The 16,828-nt window shown below is 66.9% G+C and carries 16 protein-coding genes; 7 read left to right on the top strand and 9 right to left on the bottom strand.

Features of this window, described 5'->3' with window-relative positions; translation table 11 throughout:
• Positions 1-41: 41 nt before the first annotated feature.
• Positions 42-389: a thioredoxin gene (trxA, locus tag QMK30_RS10800; protein WP_283517144.1), complete on the top strand. Its 348-nt coding sequence runs from the start codon at positions 42-44 to the stop codon at positions 387-389.
• A gap of 73 nt (positions 390-462) precedes the next feature.
• On the opposite strand, the gene QMK30_RS10795 is transcribed toward trxA, so the two are convergent.
• The 9 genes from QMK30_RS10795 to rpmH form a co-directional block, all read right to left on the bottom strand.
• Entirely contained in the window at positions 463-1,080 is a 618-nt protein-coding gene (locus QMK30_RS10795; RefSeq protein ID WP_283517143.1) for a GNAT family N-acetyltransferase, read from the bottom strand.
• Positions 1,081-1,381: 301 nt separating this feature from the next.
• On the bottom strand, positions 1,382-2,482 hold the full coding sequence (locus QMK30_RS10790; RefSeq protein WP_283517141.1) for a ParB/RepB/Spo0J family partition protein: 1,101 nt from the start codon (positions 2,480-2,482) through the stop codon (positions 1,382-1,384).
• Positions 2,479-3,555 (bottom strand): ParA family protein, encoded by a 1,077-nt coding sequence (locus tag QMK30_RS10785; protein ID WP_283517164.1) that lies wholly within the window; start codon positions 3,553-3,555, stop codon positions 2,479-2,481. The genes QMK30_RS10790 and QMK30_RS10785 overlap by 4 nt, the downstream gene beginning before the upstream one ends.
• Before the next feature lie 253 nt (positions 3,556-3,808).
• Positions 3,809-4,525, bottom strand: a complete 717-nt coding sequence (gene rsmG, locus QMK30_RS10780) for a 16S rRNA (guanine(527)-N(7))-methyltransferase RsmG (RefSeq protein ID WP_283517139.1) — start codon at positions 4,523-4,525, stop codon at positions 3,809-3,811.
• A gap of 122 nt (positions 4,526-4,647) precedes the next feature.
• Positions 4,648-5,160 (bottom strand): Jag family protein, encoded by a 513-nt coding sequence (locus QMK30_RS10775; protein WP_283517138.1) that lies wholly within the window; start codon positions 5,158-5,160, stop codon positions 4,648-4,650.
• 15 nt (positions 5,161-5,175) lie between these two features.
• Positions 5,176-6,420, bottom strand: a complete 1,245-nt coding sequence (yidC, locus tag QMK30_RS10770; protein WP_283517137.1) for a membrane protein insertase YidC — start codon at positions 6,418-6,420, stop codon at positions 5,176-5,178.
• Positions 6,421-6,423: 3 nt separating this feature from the next.
• Positions 6,424-6,795, bottom strand: coding sequence for a membrane protein insertion efficiency factor YidD (yidD, locus tag QMK30_RS10765; RefSeq protein WP_283517135.1), 372 nt, complete (start codon positions 6,793-6,795; stop codon positions 6,424-6,426).
• Positions 6,792-7,166, bottom strand: coding sequence for a ribonuclease P protein component (gene rnpA, locus QMK30_RS10760; protein ID WP_283517133.1), 375 nt, complete (start codon positions 7,164-7,166; stop codon positions 6,792-6,794). Before rnpA ends, yidD begins: the two co-directional genes overlap by 4 nt.
• 21 nt (positions 7,167-7,187) lie before the next feature.
• Positions 7,188-7,325 carry a 50S ribosomal protein L34 gene (gene rpmH, locus QMK30_RS10755; protein WP_078606731.1) on the bottom strand — a complete coding sequence of 46 codons (138 nt, stop codon included), beginning with the start codon at positions 7,323-7,325 and terminating at the stop codon, positions 7,188-7,190.
• A gap of 359 nt (positions 7,326-7,684) precedes the next feature.
• Here rpmH and dnaA point away from each other — a divergent pair, with 359 nt between their 5' ends.
• From dnaA to gyrB, 6 genes are all read left to right on the top strand, one after another.
• Positions 7,685-9,448 (top strand): chromosomal replication initiator protein DnaA, encoded by a 1,764-nt coding sequence (gene dnaA / locus QMK30_RS10750; protein WP_283517130.1) that lies wholly within the window; start codon positions 7,685-7,687, stop codon positions 9,446-9,448.
• A gap of 1,004 nt (positions 9,449-10,452) precedes the next feature.
• The gene (gene dnaN, locus QMK30_RS10745; protein WP_283517128.1) at positions 10,453-11,583 is read left to right on the top strand and encodes a DNA polymerase III subunit beta; all 1,131 of its coding nucleotides are present in this window, start codon (positions 10,453-10,455) and stop codon (positions 11,581-11,583) included.
• Positions 11,584-11,709: 126 nt separating this feature from the next.
• Positions 11,710-12,588 carry a phosphogluconate dehydrogenase (NAD(+)-dependent, decarboxylating) gene (gnd, locus tag QMK30_RS10740; RefSeq protein ID WP_283517127.1) on the top strand — a complete coding sequence of 293 codons (879 nt, stop codon included), beginning with the start codon at positions 11,710-11,712 and terminating at the stop codon, positions 12,586-12,588.
• A 30-nt stretch (positions 12,589-12,618) separates the two neighbouring features.
• Positions 12,619-13,749: a DNA replication/repair protein RecF gene (recF, locus tag QMK30_RS10735; protein WP_283517125.1), complete on the top strand. Its 1,131-nt coding sequence runs from the start codon at positions 12,619-12,621 to the stop codon at positions 13,747-13,749.
• 140 nt (positions 13,750-13,889) lie between these two features.
• Positions 13,890-14,444 carry a DciA family protein gene (locus QMK30_RS10730; protein ID WP_283517124.1) on the top strand — a complete coding sequence of 185 codons (555 nt, stop codon included), beginning with the start codon at positions 13,890-13,892 and terminating at the stop codon, positions 14,442-14,444.
• Between the two features lie 269 nt (positions 14,445-14,713).
• Positions 14,714-16,783 (top strand): DNA topoisomerase (ATP-hydrolyzing) subunit B, encoded by a 2,070-nt coding sequence (gene gyrB / locus QMK30_RS10725; RefSeq protein WP_283517122.1) that lies wholly within the window; start codon positions 14,714-14,716, stop codon positions 16,781-16,783.
• Positions 16,784-16,828: the final 45 nt, after the last annotated feature.

Here is a 16,828-nt window from a genome sequence, read left to right as displayed (position 1 = left end):
CCACCCCACCCCACCCCCATTGAGAAGTTAAGGAGGCCGCCGTGGCCGGCGCCTTGAAGAACGTGACCGACGCCTCCTTCGAAGAGGACGTCCTGAAGAGCGACAAGCCCGTACTGGTGGACTTCTGGGCTGCCTGGTGCGGTCCGTGCCGCCAGATCGCCCCGTCGCTCGTGGCGATCGCGGAGGAGCACGGCGACCAGATCGAGGTCGTCAAGCTGAACATCGACGAGAACCCGGCCACCGCCGCCAAGTACGGCGTGATGTCCATCCCCACGCTGAACGTCTACCAGAACGGCGAGGTCGCCAAGACCATCGTCGGTGCCAAGCCGAAGGCCGCGATCGTCCGTGACCTCGCGGACTTCATTGGCGAAGAAGCCACCAAGGCCTGACCGCCGACTTCTGTTTCACGTGAAACATGTGTGGCCCATCCACGTCGGGGATGGGCCACACATGTTTCTACCCTTACAGCGGCCTCAGCGCCGGCTCTTTCTGGACCGCTCCCAGGAGCCTGTCGAGCGCGAGTTCGACGTCTTCCTTCCAGGAAAGCGTCGTCCGCAGCTCCAGCCTCAACCGGGGATGCACAGGATGCGGGCGCACGGTCTTGAAGCCGACCGCCAGCAGATGGTCCGCAGGAAGCACACAGGCAGGCTCGGTCCAGCGGGCATTGCCGAATGCCTCAATGGCTTTGAATCCCCGTCGCAGCAAGTCCTTGGCCATCGTCTGGACCATCACGCGCCCCAAGCCCTGCCCCTGATAACCGGGCATGATCCAGGCCGTGATCAGCTGCACCGCGTCCGGGGAGACGGGGCTGGTGGGGAATGCCGTGGAACGCGGCACATACGCAGGCGGCGCGTACAGCACATAGCCCACTGCGACGTCGTCGACATAGACGACCCGGCCACAGGAACCCCACTCCAGCAGGACAGCCGAGATCCAGGCTTCCTTCTCCAGTTCGGGCGTGCCAGCCTCTACCGCTGCTTCTCCACTGACCGGATCAAGTTCCCAGAAGACGCAGGAACGACAGCGCTGGGGGAGATCCGGAAGATTGTCCAGCGTGAGCGGTACGAGCCGACGCCCCATGAAGGGTATTCCTCACTTCCCTCGCCCGCCGCGTCACGGGCGGCCGTCAGCAGACCTCGTTCCCTCAGCAAGCTGCCAACGAACCCGCCGACCGCCCCGAGACTCAGCCCTGCTCCAACCAGTTGGCTGCGGCTCACCGATCGCATGGCCCCGCCCTCCCTCTGACGTCAATCAAGGTGGATGCGCCATACCAGAACGCATCGTATCCACCCAGCGATCGCACGGATACCGTGAGAGAGCAAAGGGCGGGCCGTGTCCTGGAATGCCGGACACGGGCCGCCCTGAGAGAGTTGGCCGGGGGTCAGCTCTCGCCGTCCTCCGAGTCATCCTCAGCAAGCCGCTTCTCCAGGACCCGTCCCTCGCCAGGAGCGAGCGTCCCCAAAATCCGCTCCAGATCGTCCATCGACGCGAACTCGACGACGATTTTGCCCTTCTTCTGGCCCAAGTCGACCTTCACCCGCGTCTCGAAGCGGTCCGAGAGCCGGGATGCGAGACCGGAGAGAGCCGGCGACAGCCGGGCACCCGCACGCGGGCCCTTCGCCTTGGGGGTGCTCTCGGGACGAGAGCTCATGAGGTTCACGATCTCCTCGATGGACCGCACGGAAAGACCCTCCGCGACAATGCGGTGCGCCAGCCGGTCCTGCTCCTCGGAGTCCTCCACCGCGAGGAGCGCCCGCGCATGTCCGGCGGACAGCACCCCGGCGGCAACCCTGCGCTGCACCGACGGCGAAAGCCTGAGCAGCCGCAGTGTGTTCGAGACCTGCGGGCGCGAGCGCCCGATCCGGTCCGCCAGCTGGTCGTGCGTGCAGTTGAAGTCCTTGAGCAACTGGTCGTAGGCCGCGGCCTCTTCCAACGGATTCAGCTGCGCCCGGTGCAGGTTCTCCAAGAGCGCGTCGAGAAGGAGCTTCTCGTCGTCCGTGGCCCGGACGATCGCCGGGATCCTCTCCAGACCCGCTTCACGGCACGCCCGCCACCGACGCTCGCCCATGATGAGCTCATAGCGTTCGGGGCCGACATGGCGCACGACCACCGGCTGAAGCAGGCCCACCTCCTTGATGGAGGTCACCAGCTCCGCAAGCGCGTCGCCGTCGAACACCTCACGCGGCTGGCGGGAGTTGGGCTTGATGGAATCCAGCAGCAGCTCGGCGAAATAGACACCCTCGACCTGCTCGGGCTCCACTTTCTCCGGCTCGGATGCCCTCGCATGCTCCGTTTCACGTGAAACGGAGCTCGCAGGAAGCGAGGTGACCTTCGCGGCCGCCACCCCTCGTTCCGCGGTCAGCACCGGCACTGCCCCCGGCGATGTCGAGGCCGACCCGACGGGCGAACCCGGCTTCTCCTGCGAAGCGGCAGGGATCAGCGCACCAAGCCCACGCCCCAACCCTCTACGTCGCTCACTCACTGGATCCCCTCCGACATGCTCTGCTGACTGTTCTGGCTGCCCGAGTGGGCGTGCTGCGGGTCGTAGTGCACTCCGACACCGCGAAATGCGATCTCACGGGCCGCTTCGAGATACGACAGCGATCCGCTGGAGCCCGGGTCATAGGTGAGCACGGTCTGCCCATAGCTCGGGGCCTCCGAGATCCGCACGGAGCGCGGGATGCTCGTCCTGAGTACCTCTTTGGCGAAGTGGGTACGCACTTCGTCGGCCACCTGAGAGGCGAGCCGGGTCCTACCGTCGTACATGGTCAACAGGATCGTCGACACATGCAGGTCGGGGTTGAGATGACCCCGAACCAGGTCGACGTTGCGCAGAAGCTGACCCAGGCCTTCGAGCGCGTAGTACTCACACTGAATCGGGATGAGCACCTCTGCGCCGGCGACCATGGCATTGACCGTCAGCAGGCCCAGCGACGGCGGGCAGTCGATGAGGATGTAGTCCAACGGCTGCTCGTACGCCTGGATCGCCCGCTGCAGTCGGCTCTCCCGCGCCACCAGCGACACCAGCTCGATCTCCGCACCGGCGAGATCGATGGTGGCTGGGGCACAGAAGAGGCCCTCGACGTCCGCTACCGGCAGGACCACTTCGGAGAGTGGCCTGCCCTCCACCAGGACGTCATAGATCGAGGGGACCTCGGCGTGGTGATCGATCCCCAGCGCCGTGGAAGCGTTGCCCTGCGGATCAAGGTCGATGACCAGGACCCGCGCGCCATGCAGCGCAAGCGAAGCAGCGAGGTTGACCGTGGTCGTGGTCTTTCCGACGCCGCCCTTCTGGTTGGCGACCACCATGATGCGGGTCTGCTCGGGGCGAGGCAGACCCGCACCGGCACGGCCGAGAGCTTCCACCGCCAATTGGGCAGCGTGACCAATGGGGGTGTTGTCCATCAGGGGCGGCGTTTCACGTGAAACATCCTCCTCTGTCGACTCGGTACGGGGACCGGGGACCGGATCGGTCATCGGTCCCGCGATGTTGGCGTCGGACCGCAACGATTCACTCTCCTCGACTTCAGGCTCGCAATGCACAGAGCCTGCCATGCTTTCGGGGTCGTGAACCAGCGAGGCCCGTTCTTCTGTGGAGGGATCCACGTTTGTGGACAACCCCACAACCCTCCCGGGCTTGCGGTCGCGCGGCGCGGCAGCCGCGCGACCGCGGCTGATGATTCCATGCAGCAGAGAGCGACGTTTCACGTGAAACACGATGCACCGGCGAAGCCTCTACGCCCTCACGACACTCCGAAATGCATACGTATGGCAGCTTGTATGGCGCATTGTTGAAAGATAGGACAGATCAACGGCGCCGACGGGTACGACTGGTCCGCGCGGCCTTGGCGCGCTTCGTCGCGAACCGAACGCCGCCGGGACTCTCACCAACCTCCACCCGCACCACCGTGGCCAACGGATCCACCACACCCTCACCGACGTGCAGCACCTCGGTCTTCACCACACCGAGCTTGCTCAGGGCGGCGCGGGTGCTCTTGAGCTCCTCTTCGGCGGTGTCGCCCTTGAGCGCCAGCATCTCGCCGTAGGGCCGCAGCAGCGGAACCCCCCAGCCCGCCAGCCGGTCAAGCGGCGCTACCGCGCGCGCCGTCACCACATGGACGGGTGGCAGCGTTCCGAGAACTTCCTCAGCCCGCCCCCGCACCACCGTCACATGGTCCAGCCCCAGCAGCTCGACCACTTCCTGGAGGAAGTTCGTACGTCGCAGCAGGGGCTCCAGCAGGGTGATCTTCAAGTCCGGGCGCACCAGCGCCAGCGGGATGCCGGGCAGCCCGGCTCCCGAGCCCACATCGCAGACCGTCACGCCCTCGGGGACAACCTCGGAGAGCACCGCACAGTTCAGCAGGTGCCGCTCCCAGAGGCGTGGCACCTCACGCGGACCGATGAGGCCACGTGTGACCCCCGCGTCCGCGAGAAGCTCCGCGTACCGGACGGCAGCCGGATAGAACTCGCCGAATACCGCCCGTGCCTCTTCAGGCGCCTGGGGAAGCTCTGCTTCCTCCGTCACGGGGACCGTCCTTCCGTACCGCGCTACCGAACTGATGGGCCGGCCGACTGATGGGCCGGCTACCAGGCTGACAAAGATCGGCCCCGCCTGCGAACAGACGGGGCCGAAGGGCGATGGACCGGTCAGGCCGGGAGAACGACGACGAAGCGCTCCGGCTCCTCGCCCTCGGACTCGCTGCGCAGACCCGCGGCCGCGATCGCGTCGTGCACGACCTTGCGCTCGAAGGGCGTCATCGGGTCCAGCTTCACCGGCTCACCGGCGGCCTTGACCTCGTCCGCGGTCTTGGCACCCAGCGCCGCGAGCTCCTCGCGCTTCTTGGCCCGGAACCCGCTGATGTCCAGCATCAGCCGGCTGCGGTCCCCGGTCTCCCGATGCACGGCGAGGCGAGTCAGCTCCTGAAGCGCCTCCAGCACCTCACCGTCGCGACCCACGAGCTTCTGGAGATCACGGCTGTGCGCGTCGCTGATGATCGAGACCGCGGCCCGATCGGCCTCGACGTCCATGTCGATGTCGCCGTCGAGGTCGGCGATGTCGAGCAGACCCTCGAGATAGTCGGCGGCGATCTCGCCTTCCTGCTCGAGGCGGGTCAGGGTGGCGTCACCCTTGGTGGCCGCGGAGATGGTGCCTTCCGTCACGGGATGGACTCCTTATTACTTCTTGGACGGGTGCTTGGGGCGCTGCTGGCCCTTGCGCTGCCCGGACTTGGCTTGGCGTGCGGAGGCGGGAGGGGTCTTGCCGGCCTGCTTGGGCTTTTCGTCCTCCGGCTCGTCCTTCTTGAGCGAGGGCTTCGCCAGCGAGGGCTTCGCCGCGGCTTCAGCGGTGGCTGCCTGGCGCTGTGCCTTGGTCAGACGCTTGGGCTGCTGCCGCTTCGGAGTGTCTTCCGCTTCCTCCGCCTCAAGAACCGGGTCGCCCTTGACTACATTGCCGTCGGGCTGAAGCGTGAGCCGCGACTGGCCCAGTTCCTTGACGAACTTGCGCTCGGCCTCGTTGCGCTCGCGGCCCTTGGCCTCGATCACCTTGATGACGTTGCGCTGACGGCGGGTGGTCACCTTGCCGTGCTTCGCGATCGACTTCTGCATGCGGTCCAGCAGGAGGCCCTGCGCCTTGCTGCCCGGGGTCGGGTTCCCGTGGATCACGTACATCTGCTGGCCCATGGTCCACACGTTGGTGGTCAGCCAGTAGACGAGGACACCGACGGGGAAGTTGATACCCATGACGGCGAACATCAGCGGGAAGACGTACATCAGCATCTTCTGCTGCTGCATGAACGGCGTCTTCACCGTGAGGTCGACGTTCTTCGTCATCAGCTGGCGCTGCGTGTAGAACTGCGACGCCGACATCATGACGATCATGATCGCGGTGACGATGCGGACGTCGGTGAGTTCGGCGTTGAACTCCGCCACCTTCGCCGTGCTGTCCATGAACTTGGACGCCAGCGGGGCACCGAAGATGTGCGCCTCACGCGCACTCGCCAGCAGTGAGTCGTTGATGACGCCGATGTTCTTGCCCGAGGCGATGCTCGAGAGCACGTGGTAAAGGGCGAAGAAGAACGGCGACTGCGCCAGGATGGGAAGGCACGAGGAGAGCGGGTTGGTGCCCGTCTCCTTGTACAGCTTCATCATCTCTTCGGACTGACGCTGCTTGTCGTTCTTGTAGCGCTCCTGGATCTTCTTCATCTCGGGCTGCAGCGCCTGCATGCCGCGCGTCGACTTGATCTGCTTGACGAACAGCGGGATCAGACAGATCCGGATGAGGACCACGAGGGACACGATGGACAGACCCCAGGCCCAGCCCGTGTCAGGTCCGAACACCGCCCCGTACATCGTGTGGAACTGAACGATGACCCACGAAACAGGTGTGGTGATAAAGCTGAACAGACTGGCGATCGTGTCCACTAATCAGGCTCCTTGAGCATTGGGCGAGGTCTCTGCGGCCGGGCTCGGGGTTTCGGTGGCCGGCCCCCGAGAAGGCACTCCAGCGGCGGAGTACTGCCCGCCCTTGCTGTCGCGGTTGCCGCTCCACGCCTTGCGCAGCGCTTCATGCCAACGCGGACGTTTACGCGGGGGGACATGGTCCACACCGCCGGGCGACCACGGATTGCACCGCAGAATGCGCCAGGCGGTCAGGGCCGTGCCCTTCACCGCGCCATGTCGGTCGATGGCCGCGAATCCGTAGTGGGAACACGACGGGTAGTAACGGCACACGGGCCCGAGCAACGGACTGATCGTCCACTGGTACAGCTTGATCAAAGCCAGCAGTGCGTACTTCATCGCGCGCCCCCTCCCAGCAACCGCTGAAAGGCGGCATCCAGGTCTCGGGCCAGCTGTGCATGGTCGGCATCACCTGCTCCGGGCAATGCCCGTACAACAACCAGGCTACCGGGGGGCAGCTCGGACAAGCGGTCGCGGACGAGGTGGCGAAGCCTCCGCTTCACCACGTTGCGCACGACAGCGTTGCCCACAGCTTTGCTCACGACGAAACCCGCACGCGTCTGGGGAACGCTCTCCCCAGACGCGTGCGGGTCCGTTGAACCGCTATTGCGAAGATGGACGACGAGGAGCGGGCGACCGGCCCGGCGACCTCGGCGTACCGCGGTTGCGAAGTCCTCGCGCCGCCTCAGCCGATTCTCGGTAGGCAGCACGTCATGACCTGTTTACGAGAATCAGGCGGACAGGCGGGTGCGGCCCTTGCCACGGCGCGTCGCCAGAATGGCGCGGCCGGCGCGGGTACGCATGCGCAGACGGAAGCCGTGGGTCTTGGCACGACGACGGTTGTTCGGCTGGAAGGTGCGCTTGCTCACTCGGGGGCTCCAGAAATGATCGTGGTAACGGCGGGACATCGCCTGGCTGTCACCGTGCGCCCACGAGGAACTCGCAACGCCCGTATGCACCGCTTCACGACCACAGATCGTGATCATTGCCCATCGGAGGCAGGCGGCAGCAGCCATCGACAACTCGACCTGGTCACGGTACGCGCGGCTACGCCATCCGGTCAAACCGGCTCCTCGCCAGGGTCCACTATGCACAGCCTGTGGACAACAACTTGAACCGCGCGACACGCCCCGACTACCGTGGCTGAACTTGGATTCCTTTACTGGCAGTCCTTCCCATCCCGTCCCAAGAACCACACCTTCGTGGGACCTGTGAGAGAGCGTGCCCTGTGGCTGATGTACCTGCCGATCTTGCCGCAGTGTGGCCACGAGTGCTGGAGCATCTCCTCGGAGAGGGGCAGCAGGGCATCGAACCCAAGGACAAGCAGTGGATCGAGCGTTGCCAGCCGCTCGCCCTGGTGGCCGATACCGCCCTGCTCGCCGTCCCCAATGAATGGGGCAAGCGTGTCCTTGAGGGACGGCTCGCCCCACTGATCAGCGAGACGCTGAGCCGCGAGTGCGGCCGTCCGATCCGGATCGCGATCACCGTCGACGACTCGGCGGGGGATCCCTCCCCGTCGCTGGCCCCGCCCATGCAGCAGCAGTCCCGCTACCAGGGCCCGCCGCACGACGAGCAGCAGTCCCAGCACGAGCAGTACGACAGCTACGGGCACCGGCAGTCCGACGACGACCTCCCGACCGCCAGGCCCGCTTACCCCGACTACCGCCAGCCCCGGCACGAGCAGCCGGGCGCCTGGCCCCGCCCCCAGGAGGACCACGGCTGGCAGCAGCCCCGGCTCGGCGGCTTCCAGGAGCGCGACCCGTACGCCTCGCGCCCCCCGCAGCACGATTACCGTCCGCAGGCACCCGAGCGCCAGCAGTACGACCAGCCGCACTACGACCAGCCGCCGCGTCACGAGCGCCGGGACCACCAGGACCAGTCGATCCAGCACCGCGGGGTCGGCGGTATCCCCGGGCCGCTGGCCGCGCAGCCGTCGTCGGCGCCGGGCCCCGGCGAGCCGCAGGCCCGCCTCAACCCGAAGTACCTCTTCGACACCTTCGTCATCGGCTCGTCCAACCGCTTCGCGCACGCCGCAGCGGTCGCCGTCGCCGAGGCGCCGGCGAAGGCGTACAACCCTCTCTTCATCTACGGAGAGTCGGGACTGGGCAAGACGCACCTACTGCACGCCATCGGGCACTACGCGCGCAGCCTCTATCCCGGCACCCGGGTGCGCTATGTGAGCTCCGAGGAGTTCACCAACGAGTTCATCAACTCGATCCGTGACGGCAAGGGCGACGCGTTCCGCAAGCGCTACCGCGACGTGGACATCCTGCTCGTCGACGACATCCAGTTCCTCGCGAGCAAGGAGTCGACGCAGGAGGAGTTCTTCCACACCTTCAATACGCTGCACAACGCGAACAAGCAGATCGTGCTGTCCTCGGACCGTCCGCCCAAGCAGCTGGTCACTCTGGAGGACCGGCTGCGCAACCGCTTCGAGTGGGGCCTGACCACCGACGTACAGCCGCCCGAGCTGGAGACGCGTATCGCGATCCTCCGCAAGAAGGCGGTGCAGGAGCAGCTCAACGCTCCTCCGGAGGTCCTGGAGTTCATCGCGTCCCGCATCTCGCGCAATATCCGCGAGCTGGAGGGCGCGCTGATCCGGGTCACGGCGTTCGCGTCGCTCAACCGGCAGCCGGTGGACCTCGGGCTGACCGAGATCGTGCTGAAGGATCTGATCCCGGGCGGCGAGGACGCCTCGCCCGAGATCACCGCGAGCGCCATCATGGCGGCGACCGCGGACTACTTCGGGCTGACGGTGGAGGATCTCTGCGGCTCCTCGCGCAGTCGTGTGCTGGTGACGGCCCGGCAGATCGCGATGTATCTGTGCCGTGAGCTGACGGACCTCTCACTGCCCAAGATCGGCGCGCAGTTCGGCGGTCGCGACCATACGACCGTGATGCACGCCGACCGCAAGATCCGCGCGCTGATGGCCGAGCGGCGCTCCATCTACAACCAGGTCACCGAGCTCACGAACCGCATCAAGAACGCCTGACACGCCGAAGCGGATACCTGAGAAAGCAGCTGAAGGGCGCCCCTGGACGAACTCCCGGGGCGCCCTTCAGCGTTGTGAGGGCCTTCCGAGACCTCCTGCGGACCTCCTGAGGGCCCGCTGGGCGGGCCTTCCGAGACCTCCTGCGGACCTCCTGAGGGCCCGCTGGGCGCGTTCCGGGGAGGTTCTGGGGACGCTTCGGAGTGCTGAGAAGCCTTCCCGGGGCCTCCCGGAGTCGTCCCGTCAACGCCTCCGACGTCCTCGGTGTTCGAATAAGGCCCCCGGAGGCCCGGTTCTCCACAGATCAGGGCAGGATGTTCCGTCCACACCCTGGGGACTACGAAGTTGTCCAGATTGAGTCCACAGGCCCGATAGCTGAGACTTCATCACCCCAGGTCAACTGCCTGTGGATTTGTGGTCAACCTTCCTCCACAGCCTGTGGATAGTTTTTCTGTCCACAGGCGAAGATCACCGTTGTCCACCGGCGGCCCACAGGCGGAGCCACGTTTTGCACAGCTTCTCCACACCCCTGTCCACTGTTCGGCAACGAAACGCCCGGCGTCACCAGGTCGAGTGAAAGCGGTCACACCAAGGGGGTCGGTTGGGCTGTGGGGAACCTGGGTAAAGCTGGGGACGGCGCTGGGGAGAACTGCCCCCAGCCTGTGCATCGACTGTGCAGAACTTTCGGGCGTCCACAGGAAGCCCAAGTTGTCCACCGTCGCCGCCCACAGGGTCGGTGGACAAAAAAGTGGGTCTGACCTGCGAAAACGGGGTTATCCACGGTTTCCACAGGCCCTACTACTACTCCCACCTAGAGTTAGCTGAGAAATAGCTTGGAAGAAGGGCCTGTGCACAACTCGGGCCCGGAGCCTCCAGCGGCTCTCATCGCGACTTGACCCCATGCAGCACCGACTGTCGGTGCCGTAGGTCAGACTGGTCCCCGGCAACACAGCCAGACAAAGACGGCCAGCAGGGCGACGAGCCAGCAACAGCAGGAGGCGGTTCCGGTGAAGATCCGGGTGGAGCGCGATGTACTTGCGGAGGCAGTGGCCTGGACGGCTCGCAGCCTTCCGGCCCGTCCGCCGGTGCCCGTCCTCGCGGGCCTTCTGCTGAAGGCCGAGGAGGGCGCTCTGAGCCTCTCTGGTTTCGACTACGAGGTCTCGGCACGGGTCTCGGTGGACGCCGACGTCGAGGAGGACGGGATCGTTCTCGTCTCCGGCCGGCTGCTCGCCGACATCTGCCGCGCCCTTCCCAACCGGCCGGTGGAGATTTCCACCGACGGTGTACGGGCGACGGTGGTCTGTGGATCCTCGCGATTCACGCTGCACACCCTCCCCGTCGAGGAGTACCCGGCGCTGCCGCAGATGCCGACCGCCACCGGCACCGTGCCCGGTGAGGTCTTCGCGTCCGCCGCGGCCCAGGTGGCCATCGCCGCCGGTCGTGACGACACGCTGCCGGTGCTCACCGGTGTGCGCATCGAGATTGAGGGCGACAGGGTCACCCTGGCCTCCACCGACCGCTACCGCTTCGCGGTCCGCGAGTTCATGTGGAAGCCGGAGGACCCGGAGGCGTCCGCCGTCGCGCTGGTGCCCGCGAAGACGCTGCTGGACACCGCCAAGTCGCTGACCAGCGGTGACACGGTCACCATCGCGCTCTCCGGCTCGGGTGCCGGTGAGGGCCTGATCGGCTTCGAGGGCGCGGGACGGCGTACGACCACGCGACTGCTCGAAGGCGACCTGCCGAAGTACCGGACGCTCTTCCCGACCGAGTTCAACTCGATCGCGATCATCGAGACGCCCGCGTTCGTCGAGGCAGTCAAGCGTGTGGCCCTGGTCGCCGAGCGGAACACGCCGGTGCGGCTCAGCTTCGAGCAGGGCGTGCTGATCCTGGAAGCGGGATCGAGCGACGACGCACAGGCTGTGGAGCGGGTCGACGCCAACCTCGACGGCGACGACATCTCGATCGCGTTCAACCCGACGTTCCTGCTGGACGGCCTGAGCGCGATCGACTCGCCGGTCGCCCAGCTCTCCTTCACGACGTCCACCAAACCCGCGCTGCTCAGCGGCAAGCCGGCCATGGATGCCGAGGCGGACGAGGCGTACAAGTACCTGATCATGCCGGTGCGGCTCTCAGGCTGATCGCACGGTTCCGGGCCCGGCGCCGTGGTGGCTCCGGGCCCTGCTCACGCCCGTCGGCCCCTTGCAGGGGCCGGGCGTAGGCTCGGACCCGGGTACGAAATCGTCACAACGCTTAAGGAATCTCTGATGGAGCTCGGTCTCGTCGGTCTCGGCAAGATGGGCGGCAACATGCGTGAGCGCATCCGCCGCGCAGGCCACACCGTCATCGGTTACGACCGGAACCCGGACGTCGCCGATGTCCACAGCCTCGAAGAGCTTGTGGGCAAGCTCAAGGGCCCGCGCGTGGTGTGGGTGATGGTTCCGGCCGGTGCCGCGACCCAGTCCACGATCGACGAGCTGTCCGAGCTGCTCTCCCCGGGCGACGTCGTCGTCGACGGCGGCAACTCGCGCTGGACGGACGACGAGAAGCACGGCGTGGAACTCGGCCTCAAGGACATCGGCTTCGTCGACTGCGGCGTGTCCGGCGGTGTCTGGGGCCTGGAGAACGGCTACGCGCTGATGTACGGCGGCGCCGCCGAGAGCGTCGCCAAGGTGCAGCCCGTCTTCGACGCGCTCAAGCCCGAGGGCGATTTCGGCTCCGTGCACGCAGGCAAGGTCGGCGCCGGGCACTTCGCGAAGATGGTTCACAACGGCATCGAGTACGCCATGATGCAGGCCTACGCCGAGGGCTGGGAGCTGCTGGAGGCGGTCGACTCGGTCACCGACGTGCGCGAGGTCTTCCGCTCCTGGCAGGAGGGCACGGTCATCCGTTCCTGGCTGCTCGACCTGGCGGTCAACGCGCTGGACGGCGACGAGCACCTGGACAAGCTCCGTGGTTTCGCCGCCGACTCCGGTGAGGGCCGCTGGACGGTCGAGGCCGCGATCGACAACGCGGTGCCGCTGCCCGCGATCACCGCTTCGCTCTTCGCGCGCTTCGCGTCGCGCCAGGACGACTCCCCGCAGATGAAGATGATCGCCGCCCTGCGCAACCAGTTCGGCGGGCACGCGGTCGAGTCCAAGAAGTAGTTCAGAGCTGGGGAAGGTCGGCGTACACCCATGCATGTCACGCATCTGTCGCTGGCCGACTTTCGCTCGTACGCCCGGGTCGAGGTGCCTCTCGATCCGGGCGTCACCGCTTTTGTGGGTGCGAACGGCCAGGGCAAGACGAATCTCGTCGAGGCGGTCGGCTATCTGGCGACGCTCGGCAGCCATCGGGTCGCATCCGATGCCCCGCTGGTGCGGATGGGCGCGGAACGCGCTGTCATCCGGGCCGCCGTCACACAGGGCGAGCGGCAGCAGCTGGTGGAGCTGGAGCTGAACCCGGGCCGGGCGAACCGGGCCAGGATCAATAGGTCCTCGCAGGTCAAGCCCCGTGACGTGTTGGGGATCGTACGCACGGTGCTGTTCGCGCCGGAGGACCTGGCGCTGGTCAAGGGGGATCCCGGCGAGCGTCGGCGCTTCCTCGACGAGCTGATCACGGCGCGCTCGCCGCGGATGGCGGGGGTGCGGTCGGACTACGAGCGGGTGCTGAAGCAGCGCAACACGCTCCTGAAGTCGGCCGCCATGGCGCGCAGGCACGGCGGCCGTTCGATGGATCTGTCGACGCTGGACGTGTGGGACCAGCATCTGGGTCAGGTCGGCGCGGAGCTGCTGGCGCAGCGGCTTGACCTGATCGCGACGCTGCAGCCGATGGCGGACAAGGCGTACGAGCAGGTGGCGCCCGGGGGCGGTCCGGTGGGTCTGGAGTACCGGAGTTCGCTGGGCGAGGGCGTCGTGGCGGGGCAGTCGCGCGAGGAGCTGTACGAGCAGGTGCTCGCGGCGCTCGTGGGCGCCAGGAAGCAGGAGATCGAGCGGGGTGTGACGCTGGTCGGCCCGCACCGGGACGATCTGGTGCTCAAGCTGGGGCAGCTGCCGGCCAAGGGCTACGCGAGTCACGGCGAGTCCTGGTCGATCGCGCTGGCGCTGCGGCTGGCTTCGTACGATCTGCTGCGGGCCGAGGGGAATGAGCCGGTGCTGGTGCTCGACGATGTCTTCGCGGAGCTGGACGTACGGCGGCGGGAGCGGCTGGCCGAGCTGGTGGCGCCGGGTGAGCAGGTGCTGGTGACGGCGGCGGTGGACGACGATGTGCCGGGTGTGCTGGCGGGAAAGCGGTATGTGGTGTCCGGCGGCGAGGTGGCGCCCGCATGAGCCCCTTGAGCGGGTCAGGCGGGCCGGACGAGCCGCCCCAGGGGCCCCCGAGGGGGAAATCGCCCAAGAAGTCCAAATCGTACGATTTGCCCCTCTCTTTCTCGTCGCCTCCGCCTTCTTCGTCTCCTTCGTCCTCCCGGGTGCCCGAGGGGTCCCGGTCGCCCGCGTCGCTCCAGCCGCCGAAGGATGCTGAGCCCTCGGGTGTCGACCTGGCGCGGGTCGCGTTGCGTGCGGCCAAGGAGCAGGCGCGGGCGCGGGGTGCGGCGGCGCAGCAGAAGAAGCAGGCGAAGCGCGGCGGTCTGCGCTCGGGCGCGCGGGCCGACGGGCGTGATCCGCTGGCGCTGGGCGCGGCGATCAACCGGCTCATCACGGAGCGCGGCTGGGAGGCGCCCGCCGCCGTCGGCGGGGTGATGGGTCGCTGGCCGCAGATCGTCGGGGACGACGTGGCGAAGCACTGTGTGCCGACGCGGTACGACGATGGGGATGCCGAGCGGGTGCTGACGGTGCAGTGCGATTCGACGGCCTGGGCGACCCAGTTGCGTTTGCTGGCGCCGCAGTTGGTGGCCCGGCTCAACGCGGACCTCGGGCAGGGCGCGGTGAAGTTGATCAAGGTGATGGGGCCGGCGGGTCCGCCGCGCCGTTTCGGTCCGCTGCGCGCGCCCGGCAGCAAGGGGCCCGGGGACACGTACGGCTGAGCAGTGGGTGTACGTGTGAGGCGTCCCTCACGGTAGCGGGCGGTTGACAGCCCGAAGCGCTGGACGCCCGCGTGAGCCGCTTGGAGCCCCTTCCCGAATATGGGGAGTCGGATGGAGGCGGTTCAGGACGGCACATGGGGACTCAGGTACCGGCAAACCCCCATGAGTGTCTGCGGTACCGGTAGACTGGTGGACAATCCCGCCCGCTTGCGGGACACGTCGACTACACAGAACGATGCAGCCGGTCCCGCACGTGGCGGAGTCGGCTTGTGCTGTGCCAGAAAGGGCGCTTCGTGGCCGATTCCGGCAACCCCAACGAGACCATTCCGTCCACTGCCGGCGGGGGCGGCGAGGCAGCCGTCTCGGCCGCCTATGACGCCAGCGCGATCACCGTCCTCGAGGGCTTGGACGCGGTCCGCAAGCGGCCCGGCATGTACATCGGCTCGACCGGTGAGCGCGGGCTCCACCACCTCGTCCAGGAAGTCGTCGACAACTCGGTCGACGAGGCCCTGGCCGGGCACGCGGACATGATCGACGTCACGATCCTGCCGGACGGCGGCGTGCGTGTCATCGACAATGGCCGCGGTATCCCCGTGGACATCGTGCCCTCCGAGGGCAAGCCCGCCATTGAGGTCGTGCTGACCGTCCTGCACGCGGGCGGCAAGTTCGGCGGTGGCGGCTACGCCGTATCCGGCGGCCTGCACGGCGTCGGTGTGTCCGTCGTCAACGCGCTGTCGTCCAAGGTCGCGGTCGAGGTCAGTCGCGACGGCTACCGCTGGACGCAGGACTACAAGCTGGGTGTGCCGACGGCGCCCCTGGTGCGCAACGAGGCCACGGACCGGTCGGGTACGACCGTCACCTTCTGGGCCGACGCGGACATCTTTGAGACGACCGAGTACTCCTTCGAGACGCTGTCGCGGCGCTTCCAGGAGATGGCCTTCCTCAACAAGGGCCTGACGATCAAGCTCACGGACGAGCGTGAGTCGGCCAAGGCCGTCGTCGGCGCGGACACGGCCGAGGAGGTGCCGGCGGAGGAGCAGGCCCTCACCGTCTCGTACCACTACCCCGGTGGCATCGTCGACTTCGTGAAGTACCTCAACTCCCGCAAGGGCGAGGTCATTCACCCGACGGTGATCGACATCGAGGCCGAGGACAAGGGGCGCATGCTCTCGGCCGAGATCGCGATGCAGTGGAACTCGCAGTACAGCGAGGGGGTGTACTCCTTCGCGAACACCATCCACACGCATGAGGGTGGTGCGCACGAGGAGGGCTTCAGGGCCGCGCTGACGGGTCTGGTGAACCGCTACGCGCGCGAGAAGAAGCACCTTCGGGAGAAGGACGACAACCTCGCGGGCGAGGACATCCGCGAGGGTCTGACGGCCATTATCTCGCTGAAGCTGGGCGAGCCGCAGTTCGAGGGCCAGACGAAGACCAAGCTGGGCAACACGGAGGCGAAGACCTTCGTGCAGAAGGTCGTGCACGAGCAGCTGACGGACTGGTTCGACCGCCACCCGAACGAGGCCGCGGACATCATCCGCAAGTCGATCCAGGCCGCCACGGCGCGCGTCGCCGCGCGCAAGGCGCGGGACCTGACGCGTCGTAAGGGCCTGCTGGAGTCGGCTTCACTGCCGGGCAAGCTGAGCGACTGCCAGTCGAACGACCCGACGATGTGCGAGATCTTCATCGTCGAGGGTGACTCGGCCGGTGGCAGCGCGAAGTCCGGTCGTAACCCGATGTACCAGGCGATCCTGCCCATCCGAGGCAAGATCCTGAACGTCGAGAAGGCGCGGCTCGACAAGATCCTCCAGAACACCGAGGTGCAGGCGCTGATCTCGGCGTTCGGCACGGGTGTGCACGAGGACTTCGACATCGAGAAGCTCCGCTACCACAAGATCATCCTGATGGCGGACGCCGACGTCGACGGGCAGCACATCAACACGCTGCTGCTGACGTTCCTCTTCCGCTTCATGCGGCCGCTGGTCGAGGCGGGGCACGTGTACCTCTCGCGCCCGCCGCTGTTCAAGATCAAGTGGGGTCGGGACGACTTCGAGTACGCGTACTCGGACCGCGAGCGCGACGCACTGGTCGAGCTGGGCAAGCAGAACGGCAAGCGGATCAAGGACGACTCCATCCAGCGCTTCAAGGGTCTGGGTGAGATGAACGCCGAGGAACTGCGCATCACCACGATGGACGTCGATCACCGAGTGCTCGGCCAGGTCACCCTGGACGACGCGGCGCAGGCCGACGATCTGTTCTCGGTGCTGATGGGTGAGGACGTCGAGGCACGGCGCTCGTTCATCCAGCGCAACGCCAAGGACGTCCGCTTTCTCGACATCTGAGTCGGCCGTGCAAGCCACCAGCCGCAGCTCGAAAGGACTTTGACC

It is taken from the genome of Streptomyces sp. H27-C3 (assembly GCF_030063415.1).
Taxonomy (GTDB): domain Bacteria; phylum Actinomycetota; class Actinomycetes; order Streptomycetales; family Streptomycetaceae; genus Streptomyces.
Note: the sequence above shows the minus strand (reverse complement) of the source record. Positions and strands in the feature narration are given on the sequence as shown.

What these genes read in the sequence shown, in the direction of transcription:
- QMK30_RS10795 (WP_283517143.1), bottom strand. Translation starts at nt 1,080, where the DNA reads ATGGGGCGTCGGCTCGTACCGCTCACGCTGGACAATCTTCCGGATCTC.
- QMK30_RS10785 (WP_283517164.1), bottom strand. Translation starts at nt 3,555, where the DNA reads ATGGCAGGCTCTGTGCATTGCGAGCCTGAAGTCGAGGAGAGTGAATCG.
- yidD (WP_283517135.1), bottom strand. Translation starts at nt 6,795, where the DNA reads ATGAAGTACGCACTGCTGGCTTTGATCAAGCTGTACCAGTGGACGATC.
- gnd (WP_283517127.1), top strand. Translation starts at nt 11,710, where the DNA reads ATGGAGCTCGGTCTCGTCGGTCTCGGCAAGATGGGCGGCAACATGCGT.
- recF (WP_283517125.1), top strand. Translation starts at nt 12,619, where the DNA reads ATGCATGTCACGCATCTGTCGCTGGCCGACTTTCGCTCGTACGCCCGG.